We start from the raw sequence: 10,805 nt of genomic DNA, 5'->3' as shown, positions 1-10,805 counted from the left end.
CGTCAGTTCCCGCTCCGAACCGCACCCGAGCAGCATGGCGGTGAAGGACGACAGCACAACCGACAGTGTAAGCAACCGCTTTCTCATTGTCCCGCTCGTTTCGTTTCGCATGTTCATAGTACAACCAATTATACGCAATATTCGACAAAGATTTTGTTAATTCTACATTAAGGTTTCCGAGGGCGCGATTGACCGGGAAAAAGTAAGAAAACGCGAAACGCAGCAAGCCGGGCGAGTTCGCCCGGCTTGCTGCGTTGTTTACGCTTTATGCTCCCGTCTCCGCGCTCGTCTCGACGATGGCCGCCCCCCAGCGTTCCAGCTCGATCCGTTCCCCCGCGCGAACCGGCCGATCCGTCAACAATTCCGTTCCGTCCCCGTGCGGATAAGGAAACGAAACCGGCTCGTCCGAATAATTGAAGTAGTACCGCACCGTCCGTCCCGCCTCGTTCGTCCCCGATTTGACGATGAGCGGGAATCGAAGCTCCTGGTCGGGTCCCCACAATCCTGCAGTCTTACAGGCTCTCTCCAACACGCTCCCCATCACTTCGGCGCTCGGCAAGCAGCCGATGTAGGTTGCGGCGCCCTTGCCGTACCGGTTTTCTGTGATTGCCGCGTATGCCCCCCAGTGAGGGTGATCATACCAAGCGAGCGCTTCCGCCGTCGTCGGCGTAAGCAGCTCCATCCAAGCAGTCACTTCGTTATGCTCGATACCGACCCCGAATGGATCGCCCTTGAGCGAAACCCTGTTCGGCTCGACGAACTGGCTGTATCGAACGCCGCAAACCTCCCCGATCCGACCCGGTTGGATATCGGTCCGGACCTTGATATGCTCGTCGGCGAACCCGCTCTTGAACGTATACACCGCATGTCCGCCGTTCTCCACATATCGGTTTAACCGATCGAACAGCTCGTCCGGCGCCGCATACAGCGCGGGAATGACGATCAAGTCGTACCGCTCGAACGAATCCGACTCCGGGAATAATATATCGCAGCCGATATTCATCTCGTATAACCGGTCGTACACGAGACGGACAATGTCATTGTACTTTACTTTCCCGCCGGGTAACGGGAACCAGTTCAGCGCCGTTAACGCCTCGTTGCTGACAAGAACGGCCGCGCGGTTCCTTTTCTTCAAATTTACTAGCTTCGGCGATAGCCGAGCGAAATCGCGGCCGATGGTAACCGCCTCTTCGTAGGTTGGATTCGGGCCCATGTCGTGACTGAGCAGGCCCTTCCAATACGTCTCGAACGAGTTATGAATCGAGTGCCAATGCCAATATCCGACCAGATTCGCACCGGACGCCAAGTGACTGAACGCTTGAAGCCGCAGCTGTCCGGGGTAAGGCGTCCAATGCGGGAACGCTTGCGCCTGCGTCTCCAGTACGAGGTAGTTCGTCCCCTTCAGCGATCGGACGGAGTCGCCGCAGAACGATATTTCTTTGCCGGTCAGCTCGTCCTGCGAGGGGTGATAAATGTCGACCCCCGCGATGTCGAGCGCTACCGCCGCCTCGAAGTGGTTTACATCCGGCTGTACGCCGTGCGAACCGGTACGGTCGTTCCACCCGAAGTCGAAGTTATGCGTGACGAATTGGTTCGGCCGCTTGTATTCGTTCACGATCGAAGTCTGCCAAGCGAGAAACTCGGTGACGAGCCGCCGTTGGAAGCGGGCGAATTCCGCGCCCAAGCTTCCGTTGATCGTACCGACGACGGACGGGAAGTCCTCCCAGGCGTTGATCCGGTTGCTCCAATAGGCGAGCCCGAACTCCCGGTTCATCCGCTCCACCGTGCCGAAAGTCTCCTTTAAATATTTCACGAACCGAAGCTGCACGTTCGGGCCGCTGGTGCGGTAATGCTTCGTCTCGTTGTCGACTTGATACCCGATAACGGCGGGGTGGCCGCATACGTGCGCGATCAGCTTGCGAATGATGCGTTCTGCGTAGAAGAGATACGTCGGGTTCGTAATGTCCATAATTTGCCGGGCGCCGTACCGGCCCGGGCCATCCGGCGTAATCGCCAGCACATCGGGATGTTCCTTGACCATCCAAGTCGGAACCGCGTACGTAGGCGTTCCGACGATGACATGAATCCCCGCTCGGTGCATCGCCTCGAGCACACGGTCCACGCTGGAAAAATCAAAGACGCCGTTCTGCGGCTCGTGCGTGCTCCACGTCGATTCGGCGATGCGGACAAAGTTGATACCCGCCGCCTTCATCATTCGAATATCCTCTTCCAGCCGCTCATAAGGCATATATTCGTCGTAATAGGCCACGCCGTACAGCAGTTGTTTCATCGTTATGTTCCCCCTCTGGTTACCGTTCGTTGGGAATAACAATTCGCCAGACTGTATGGATTTTCCTGTTATGAAGAGTTTTTATCTTACGCTCCCCCTCCCTCCGCTCAACCGTCGGTTGAGTCGGGCCGAAACTCAAATACGAAGTTATTGTCCATTCGAGGCCCTTCCCATAGAATTGGATGCATGAAGGAGCGTGAGAACTGCACATGAAGGAACAATTCGCGAGAAACATTAGCATCGCCCGCAAAGAAAAGCGCCTCACGCAGGAGGAGCTTGCTCACATGCTCGGCCTCTCCTTCCAAGCCGTATCCAAATGGGAAAACGCCCAGACGATGCCCGACATCTCGCTCCTGCCCGAAATCTCGCGCATCTTGGATGTAAGCATCGACAAGCTGCTCGGCTACGCGGCGCAAAACAAGCGGATCACCATCTATGAGGATGAATACCAAACACAAGACTACTACTGGGGCACCGAGCCGAATAAAGCTTGTTACAAGGTCCTCGAGCTCATGCCTCCGACAAAGCGCCTAAAATTACTGGATATCGGGTGCGGCGAGGGGAAAGACGCGGTCTTTTTCGCACGGAACGGGTACGAGGTCAGCGCATTCGACGTGTCGGACGCGGGGCTCGAGAAAACCAGAAGGCTTGCCGAACAAGCCGGCGTACGCGTGAATGCGTTTAAGGCGGACATTTTGGATTACCGTCTGGACTCGCACTACGACATTCTCTTCTCCAGCGGCGTACTGCACTACATCAAGCCGGAATACCGCCAAGAGATATTCGACAATTACAAGCACTATACGAATGCTGGCGGGATCCACGTTTTTAACGTATTCGTACAGAAACCATTTATCGCCCCTCCTCCGGAAAAGGAACCGAACGCCTTCGCATGGCACTCCGGCGAGTTACTCGCTTATTACCGCGATTGGCTGATCGCGGACAGCTCGGAAATCGTCTTCGACTGCAATTCCTCCGGCATTCCGCACAAGCACGCCATGACGAAGATGATTGCCCGAAACGAACTCCCGACTATTCGGCGCGGTCGACTGTAACGACAACAAAGGGGCTGTTTCGGAAGTAGATGAACTTCCGGTACAGCCCCTCATGCCGTTCTGTCACTTCTCCTGTGCTGCACGCTGGTTATAAATCGCACAAAATTATACATTCGGTTTGCTCCCGGAAGCCCGTAACGGGTGAATCGGCGACCTGGCCAATACCCATACGCCGTACCCCGGCAACGTCGCTTCGCCGGCGAGCCGCTCCCCGCCGATCAGTTCGACATAGCTTTCGCTCAGCGTTATTCGGCACGGCCCGGGATTATGGTTCATCACAAAGATATATTCGTTGCCTTCTTTGCTCCTGAGCGCAACTTCCACATTCGCCGGCGTATCGAGAATCGGCCGTGCATCGGCTTCGGCAGCGAGGCGATGCACCAGCTTGGCGATCGCGTCAGGCTCGGGAACGGTACCCACGTACCACGCTTTCCCTCTCCCGTATGCATTACAGGTCATTGCCGCTTCCCCGGCATAGTAATCCTCTGCATACCGGGCGACGACGTCAGCGGCGTCCGCCAGGACGATATCGCACAGAAGTCCGCATGCGTACGACTCGCCGTCCCATGTCATCGCATTGTTTTGTTCCGGCTTCAGCGTGTCGCTCTCATCCACACGAATGCCCAGCAGGGTTCTTAGCTTGCCAGGATATCCGCCCGTGACGACTCGATCGTGCTCGTCCACGAGTCCGCTGAAGCAAGTCGTCACGAACTGGCCCCCGCCCGCCACATAGGATTCCAGCTTCTTGTCCAGTCCTTCTCGCACCATGTAAAGCAGCGGCGCGACAATGAGTCCGTAGGGGGCGAAGTCGCTGTCGGGGTGAACGATGTCGACCTGAATATTCGCGTCGTGGAACGCTTTATAATAGGCGAGTAATTGAGCGAAATAACGGATATCCTTGCTCGGTCCTGCGCAAAGCTCGACTGCCCAACAGTTTTCCCAATCGAACAGGATCGCCGCTTTGGCGGAGGTGCGCGCGTCGATCAACGCATCGCCGAGCCGGTGGAGTTCCCCGCCTAGAGCGGCGACCTCGCGGAACGTCCGGGTGAACTCGTGGCCTGCGTGACCGATGACGCCGCCGTGCATTTTCTCGCCACCGCCTATCGATTGACGCATCTGGAAAAACATGACCGCATCCGCCCCGCGCGCTATGGCCTGATAGCTCTGCAGCCGCATTACGCCGGGCCTCTTCGGCGGATTATAGTCCCTCCACTGGGCTCGGTCGGGCGCCTGCTCCATGAGCATGTACGGCTGTCCGTCGCGAAGTCCGCGCATCATATCATGCCAGAATGCCGTAATGTGAGGGGGGGCATCGTTGGAAGGGTAGCTGTCCCAGGCGGCCACATCTACGTACTGCGACCATTTCCGGTAATCGAGCTCTTTCCAAAATCCCATGAAATTGGTGGTCACCGGAATATGCGGCGTAACCCTTTTCACAATGTCCCGCTCCATAAGAAAGCACTCTAGCAGGCTGTCCGACTGAAACCGCATATAATCGAGCGTCTGACTCGGGTAGCTGGATTTCGTGTCTCCCCAATAGATCGTCGTTTCGGTAGGGCTGACGATATCCTCCCAGTCGTAATACAGATGATTCCAAAAGCTCGTATTCCAAGCCCGGTTCACCTCTTCCACCGTGCCGTAACGCGCCTGCAGCCATCGCCTGAATGCCGCTTCGCAATTCTCGCAATAACAGTAGCCGTTATATTCATTGGAGATATGCCAGGCGCTTAGCGCCGGGTGATCCTTGTATCGATCCGCAATTCTCCGTACCAGCTCGGACGCAAAACGTCGGAACGAACTGCTGTTGGGGCAGAAGTTGGCGCGTCCTCCGTATTTCCGCTTGCGTCCGTCGAAGCCGACGCGCTGTAAATCAGGGTAGCGTCGTCCCATCCAAGACGGATAAACAACCGTCGCTGTCCCCAGACAAGCTTGAATGCCATGCTCTCCCAGCAAATCCATGATCCGATCCAGCCAATGGAACTCATACCGGTCCTCTGCAGGCTGCAGCCGACCCCAGCCGAAGACGTTCACCGATACCGTATTGACGCCGGCCAGGCTGAACAGGCGCATATCGTCCAGCCAGACGTCCTCCGGCCACTGCTCCGGGTTGTAATCGCCCCCGTACAAAATCTGCGGAATGTTCGGGGTGATCATGGCGCTACTCCCAACGAATGACAATGCCGTTATAATCGTTGCGCCGCTTCGTGAAGAGCGTGTTATAGATCGCTTCCGACTCCTCCCAACCTACCTCGTGGGTGATCAGGGGCAGGATATTTAACGTCCCGGACTCCATCAATCGAATGACCCCTTCGCGCACAGGCCGTTCTCCGATAAAGCAAGGAAAGAGGGCGTTCAACTGCTTATTGTGCGGCGTATTGAAGGCGAAGGACGCACGTCCTGGATACCACCCCATAAAGACGAAGGTCCCCTTCGTGCGGCAGGCCGACATCGCGTCGTCAAGGAGCGCCTCGAAGCCGGTCGATTCCGCCGCAATATCGGCGCCCTTCGGGAAGCGCTCTAGGAACGCGGCCAGCGCCGGCTGCTCGGAAGCATCGATCGTCCAATCCGCGCAATACGCCCGCGACCGTTCGATCCGGTCCTGCGAAATGTCCGAAGCCACGACATAAGCGCCCCGCAGTCGGGCGATCATCGCCGCGCATTGTCCGATCAAGCCCTGCCCGGCTATATAGACGAGGTCGCCCATGTTCACCCCTGCCATATTCCAGGCGTTGGCGGCCACCGACGGCTGCACGAACATCGAGCACACCTTCAGCGATTCCTCTTTCGATACTTTATGCACGAGCGCCCAATGCGCCTTAACATACTCCGCATGCGCGCCGCTGCAGAAGACGGTGACTAGGTCGCCAACCTGGAACAAGGCCCTGCCGTTCTCGCCGACCTCCACAATCCGGCCGGACGCCTGGTAGCCGTTGACGAAGGGAGGCTCTCCGTAATCCGAACGCTTGCCTTCTGCGATCCACATCTCGGTGCCGATGCTGACGCCGGAATAGACAGTCTTGATTACGACCGAATCGGCATCGGCCCGGGGGACTTCCATTTCGATCAATTCCGCTTTCTTACCGATTTCCGTTACGGCCAACGCTTTCATATCGTCATCCCTTTCCTTCTTCGCGAAATCTAGCGATTTGCTGCGCTCCCTTTTATCCTATGTTCTTCCGAGGCATCCAGCTATGGTGTATATTAAGATTCAGATGGTGATATTCGCCATTATCCTCTTTGCGGCGGCGGCAGGTGAGAACGATGAAGCACGGCGGCTTAGTTTATTATGGAGAAAAATATTTCAGGGACGGCGAGCTTTTCTCGATCATTCCCTACAACGAACCGTTGAAAAAGGACCGCCGGTTGCATACGCACGATTTCGTAGAAATTTGCTACGTTTACGAAGGAAGCGGCTTCCACGAGCTGGGCGGCCGGGAATGGCGCGTCTCGAAGGGCGACCTGTTCCTGATCAATTACGATGATGCGCACGCGTTCTACAGGGGCGCTGCGGACGAGACGTTGCGAACGTATAATATTTTGTTCAAACCGGGGTTTCTCGACGAAAATCTGCTTCCGTTCCACGACTTCTCCAGCCTGACGATGTCCTATTTGTTCAAGGGAGACTGGGATGACGACCTCGTCCGGGCCGACCTGCGGCTTCCCGCGGCCGATCAGAAAGAGTTCGACCAACTGATCGTTCGAATGCACAGGGAATACACGCAGCGTCAGGAGGGCTATCACTCGATCATTCGAGCCCACATGATCGAGCTCATCGTGCGCATCATGCGCGGCTTCAACAAACGCGTGCACGGGGAGCCGATGCAAACGGGTAAGGCGGCTTCTATCGAAGCGGCGCTTAGACATCTGGAAACGCATTATAACGAGCCCGTCCATCTGGTGGATCTAGCCCGGAAGTCCTTCGTCAGCAAAAATTATTTCTGCCGCCTCTTCAAGGAAACGACCGGCGTTACGGTATCCCAATATACGCAGCAGGTACGTATCGAGGAAGCCGCAAAAATGATTAAAGAGTCGGACGCAAGTATTGCGGCGATCGCCTCGGAAGTGGGCTTTACCGATTATAAGGCTTTCTATCTGGCCTTCCGTCGTCATAAGGGGCTATCGCCCAACGCTTATAGAAATTTAACGTAAAGAAAAAGAAGCCGATCCGGGCAGGGCGACCTGCGCAGGCTCGGCTTCTTTCGTTATGATCAAGCTGATGAATTCAAGTCAGATAAGCGTAGCACGCGCTTCAAGCCGTCCAGGGGATCGTTCAAGGGGAAATACTCCAAGCCGATATAACCCTCGTACGACGTGTCGGCAATGGCCTGAAATACGGCCGGGTAATGGATCTCCCCGAGATGCAACTCCCGCCGTCCCGGGTTTCCCGCCGCGTGGAAGTGGCCAATCCAGTCGATATGCTTCGTAATGGTGCGGATCAGATCGCCCTCCATAATTTGCTGATGATATATATCGAACAGAAGCCGGACGCTGGCATGATCGACCTCTCCAACAATCTCCAGCCCTTCATTCGCGCCTGCCAAATAATAGCCCGGATGATCGACGCGGGTATTCAACGGCTCGAGCATCAGCGTCATACCGGCTTCCCCCAGGAGGGGCGCGGCCGCCCGCAATCCTTCAACGATGGAGCGCCGCTGCTGAAATCTCGGCGCGCCCGTGTCGTTTCCGGTCGTTGTCAGGATGCGGCTGCAGCCGAGCTGTTGCGCTGCTGGATGGTATCCCGGATACCCGTAAGGAATTCATTTCGCGTTTCAGGCTCGACCAGGTTGCCGAACGAGGTACCGATAATGACCGGCGTAAGTCCGAGCCGAGCCGCCATGCTTCGGATCCCATCCATATCTTTGTTCTGCCAAGACCAGAATTCGAACGCATCGTATCCGGCCTCGGGCAAAGAAGCTAGACTTGGCAGAAAAGGGCGACCCGCGAAAACGGCATCAATGCATACGGAAAATTTCACTTGAGCGCTTCCCTTCCTTTCGGCGGCGGATTCCTTCATACGAAGCTTACTCCAAGCTTGCACATGGGTTTCGCGCAAATGCCTGTAAATCGCCACGCGCTGCCCCTCCTTCACGTCGGTGACGCCCTGGCCCAGATCCGAAACGACGCCGACGCAAATGTTGCCGAGCTCCAGGTAAAACGGCTTGCTCTTGGCCGTATCGTTATCTAGAAAAAGAAGCATTTCGGGATCCAAGCGGCTGGACAGGAACGGATCGATTCCCTGGAAGGCCTGCATTTCGGATCCGTGTTTCGGTGCGCCGTACTTGACGCGGACACGAACTTCGCCCGGTCCGGGCTCGCTTTCGGTGTAGGAGCGTAACACGGGTTTTCTAGGTTCCATGGCAACAAGTTCTCTTGGCAAGGCCGCCGAGCTCCTCGTGCATTCGTCGCTGAGCCCCGGTGAAGCGGCTCGCTGCGTAGGCATCCATGATCTCTATTATTTCTCACGCATCTTTAAGAAGCTGAAGGGCTGTGCGCCCTCGCGTTTCAAATCGAGGTGGGAAGAAATCTCCTCGCTTCCCGCAGCTCCTCCCATCCGGACATCCGCCTAGGTTGAGTTCAACTGCATGTTAATCGCGGCGAACCGTCGATCACGATTTACGGCATAAGCGGTGATGGAGGCGGACGGTCCGCCGGCGCCGGATGGCGACGAATTGCTGTCCCGCGTCATTCTGCGCCGATATATTCGAAGTCGAGCCGCCCTTCGGGCGCAACGTCGCCGTATTGATAGAAGTCCATATAGTCGCCTTCGTTCTGCATATGATCCGCCCACTTGAACCGGAATCGCACCGGCCGCCCCGGGCGGTCCAGTCCGAGCACGGTTCGCAGCACGGCTAGCTGCAATTCCCGGCCGGCGACGACATATCGAACGTCTGCGGCCTTAACCCAATTCCAGCCTCCGTCGCTCCGCTCCAACAACGACGTATACGCGTTGAGCACGGTTCGATTCACGACGAAATCGTAGCCATACCACCCTTGTTCGCCGCAACCACAACTACAGCCGCTTACGCAGCCGTTGCCGTCGCCGTCGTTCACCCGGAGGAACAGCATCATCCAATGCTTATCGGTATGCGGGGTGATGACGTCACGCGTTCGGGCGTAAAAATACACATAGCGCTCGTCGTGCGCGACCTTCATGGCGACGAAGTCGTTTCGTCCCGTCTCGTTCGCGTAGTACAAGTCCCCATAGCCGCGATGGCTTCGCGGCGTCGTATCTCCTGCGAAGTCCCGATATGTCGTCTCGACCGCGTCCCAACCCGAGAAATCCGGACGCAGCGGAATCGTTCGGGCGGGAGCGGCCGGCGGCGGGGGCGGCGAGCCTTTGAATTTCCGAATGTTGTCGATCATCTGCAGATAATAGTTGTCTCCGTATCCGCCCTTCATCGGTTCGATATCTCTGCTGAAATTGAGCGTCGCCTGATCGACGAACAAATTCGGCCGCTCGGACGGTCCTTGCAGCCGCATTGCGATCCACTCGTTCCAGCCTGTCACGAAGATGATGGACGGATCCTCAGATATCGCGTACGTCCACTGATCCTCGAAGTTGTATCCGGCCAATTCGGCGCCGGGCACGTTCAACCCATCCCGGTAGCTTCTGCCCCAGTTGACGCCATGATTGTAGAAGGGGGTGTCGCTCATCGCCAACGTCGGATGCTGCGCGACCGACACGCTGACAATTTCCTTCTCGCCCTCGTCATTCGTATAGACGCGCTGCGGTCTACAAAATTCAATCCATGGAAACCCGTTGATTTTACGCTCTTCGAAGGGCCATTGGTTTCGACGGAACGTAAAGCAACGCCGATGCTCGTCCGTGCACTCGTCCGGATCCCCGACGATGAGCGGCTTCCCTTTCCACAAAAACCAGAGCTCCCGATAGCGGCCCGGCCGGTAAAGATCCTCGTAGAGCGATGCTACGGTTTCCCCCGACCGGCTGTTGGTGTAGAACGCGATCTTCGGAACGTCGAAGCCCTGCAAGCGAATTTCGTCCATGATCGCGAATAACGCGTCGTACACATTCTTGTACGTGAAGGCGTTCGTCGCGTCGAACACGAGGAAGTCGACGCCCGCCGCGGTCAGCAGTTGCACATGTCTTCGCAATACCCATACGTCGTCGTTCACGTAATAGCCGTAGAGAGGCTCTCCCCAGAAATGATATGCCTCTTGGGGGCCCCACAGCGGGTGATTCGGGTCGTTCGCCGCCTCCGGAGCGGCCGCCAATATGCGCGAATTGTCGAACGGCCCCTCGGTCCCGTGTTGGCCTAACCACAGAAAGTAAAATAAACCGACATATTTGTCCCCCATACGCAATCGCCCCTTCTTCCGAATGAACGCCGCTCCGCGTCCGGACGACGAAAGGCAACGCGGTTATAGGCGCAAGGCCAACCGCGCTGCCCCGATCTCCGGACGTTCCACGACACCGCACATCGCTACGGAACCGTACTCGT

At 56.8% G+C, this 10,805-nt stretch carries 9 protein-coding genes; 3 read left to right on the top strand and 6 right to left on the bottom strand.

All coding sequences use genetic code 11. The features are described 5' to 3' along the window. Window positions 1-265 precede the first annotated feature (265 nt). Window positions 266-2,290, bottom strand: coding sequence for a beta-galactosidase (locus tag VEZ38_RS03880; protein ID WP_324892026.1), 2,025 nt, complete (start codon window positions 2,288-2,290; stop codon window positions 266-268). 209 nt (window positions 2,291-2,499) lie between these two features. Here VEZ38_RS03880 and VEZ38_RS03875 point away from each other — a divergent pair, with 209 nt between their 5' ends. Continuing rightward, window positions 2,500-3,345 carry a methyltransferase domain-containing protein gene (locus tag VEZ38_RS03875; RefSeq protein ID WP_324892025.1) on the top strand — a complete coding sequence of 282 codons (846 nt, stop codon included), beginning with the start codon at window positions 2,500-2,502 and terminating at the stop codon, window positions 3,343-3,345. Between the two features lie 105 nt (window positions 3,346-3,450). On the opposite strand, the gene VEZ38_RS03870 is transcribed toward VEZ38_RS03875, so the two are convergent. Together VEZ38_RS03870 and VEZ38_RS03865 are read right to left on the bottom strand one after the other, a co-directional pair. After that, on the bottom strand, window positions 3,451-5,499 hold the full coding sequence (locus tag VEZ38_RS03870; RefSeq protein WP_324892024.1) for a beta-galactosidase: 2,049 nt from the start codon (window positions 5,497-5,499) through the stop codon (window positions 3,451-3,453). Between the two features lie 4 nt (window positions 5,500-5,503). Next, the gene (locus tag VEZ38_RS03865; RefSeq protein ID WP_324892023.1) at window positions 5,504-6,454 is read right to left on the bottom strand and encodes a zinc-binding dehydrogenase; all 951 of its coding nucleotides are present in this window, start codon (window positions 6,452-6,454) and stop codon (window positions 5,504-5,506) included. Window positions 6,455-6,606: 152 nt separating this feature from the next. Between VEZ38_RS03865 and VEZ38_RS03860 the strand changes: the two genes are divergently transcribed. Then, entirely contained in the window at window positions 6,607-7,494 is an 888-nt protein-coding gene (locus tag VEZ38_RS03860) for an AraC family transcriptional regulator (RefSeq protein WP_324892028.1), read from the top strand. A 59-nt stretch (window positions 7,495-7,553) separates the two neighbouring features. On the opposite strand, the gene VEZ38_RS03855 is transcribed toward VEZ38_RS03860, so the two are convergent. Continuing rightward, window positions 7,554-8,042, bottom strand: a complete 489-nt coding sequence (locus VEZ38_RS03855) for a TIM barrel protein (protein WP_324892027.1) — start codon at window positions 8,040-8,042, stop codon at window positions 7,554-7,556. Further along, window positions 8,039-8,701 carry a hypothetical protein gene (locus VEZ38_RS03850; protein ID WP_324892022.1) on the bottom strand — a complete coding sequence of 221 codons (663 nt, stop codon included), beginning with the start codon at window positions 8,699-8,701 and terminating at the stop codon, window positions 8,039-8,041. The genes VEZ38_RS03855 and VEZ38_RS03850 overlap by 4 nt, the downstream gene beginning before the upstream one ends. On the opposite strand from VEZ38_RS03850, the gene VEZ38_RS20580 reads away from it, so the two are divergent. Next, window positions 8,700-8,912 (top strand): helix-turn-helix domain-containing protein, encoded by a 213-nt coding sequence (locus VEZ38_RS20580; RefSeq protein WP_414694653.1) that lies wholly within the window; start codon window positions 8,700-8,702, stop codon window positions 8,910-8,912. The genes VEZ38_RS03850 and VEZ38_RS20580 overlap by 2 nt on opposite strands. Window positions 8,913-9,027: 115 nt before the next feature. On the opposite strand, the gene VEZ38_RS03845 is transcribed toward VEZ38_RS20580, so the two are convergent. Continuing rightward, on the bottom strand, window positions 9,028-10,662 hold the full coding sequence (locus VEZ38_RS03845; RefSeq protein ID WP_324892021.1) for a hypothetical protein: 1,635 nt from the start codon (window positions 10,660-10,662) through the stop codon (window positions 9,028-9,030). Window positions 10,663-10,805: the final 143 nt, after the last annotated feature.

Origin of the sequence: Paenibacillus sp. (assembly GCF_035645235.1) — a bacterium.
Classification (GTDB): domain Bacteria; phylum Bacillota; class Bacilli; order Paenibacillales; family YIM-B00363; genus Paenibacillus_AE.
This window is presented reverse-complemented; position numbering and strand designations above follow the sequence as displayed.

Bases quoted from the DNA above. Each gene is read 5' to 3' on its own strand.
- VEZ38_RS03880 (WP_324892026.1), bottom strand. From the start codon at position 2,290: ATGAAACAACTGCTGTACGGCGTGGCCTATTACGACGAATATATGCCT.
- VEZ38_RS03875 (WP_324892025.1), top strand. From the start codon at position 2,500: ATGAAGGAACAATTCGCGAGAAACATTAGCATCGCCCGCAAAGAAAAG.
- VEZ38_RS03870 (WP_324892024.1), bottom strand. From the start codon at position 5,499: ATGATCACCCCGAACATTCCGCAGATTTTGTACGGGGGCGATTACAAC.
- VEZ38_RS03865 (WP_324892023.1), bottom strand. From the start codon at position 6,454: ATGAAAGCGTTGGCCGTAACGGAAATCGGTAAGAAAGCGGAATTGATC.
- VEZ38_RS03860 (WP_324892028.1), top strand. From the start codon at position 6,607: ATGAAGCACGGCGGCTTAGTTTATTATGGAGAAAAATATTTCAGGGAC.
- VEZ38_RS20580 (WP_414694653.1), top strand. From the start codon at position 8,700: ATGGCAACAAGTTCTCTTGGCAAGGCCGCCGAGCTCCTCGTGCATTCG.
- VEZ38_RS03850 (WP_324892022.1), bottom strand. From the start codon at position 8,701: ATGGAACCTAGAAAACCCGTGTTACGCTCCTACACCGAAAGCGAGCCC.
- VEZ38_RS03845 (WP_324892021.1), bottom strand. From the start codon at position 10,662: ATGGGGGACAAATATGTCGGTTTATTTTACTTTCTGTGGTTAGGCCAA.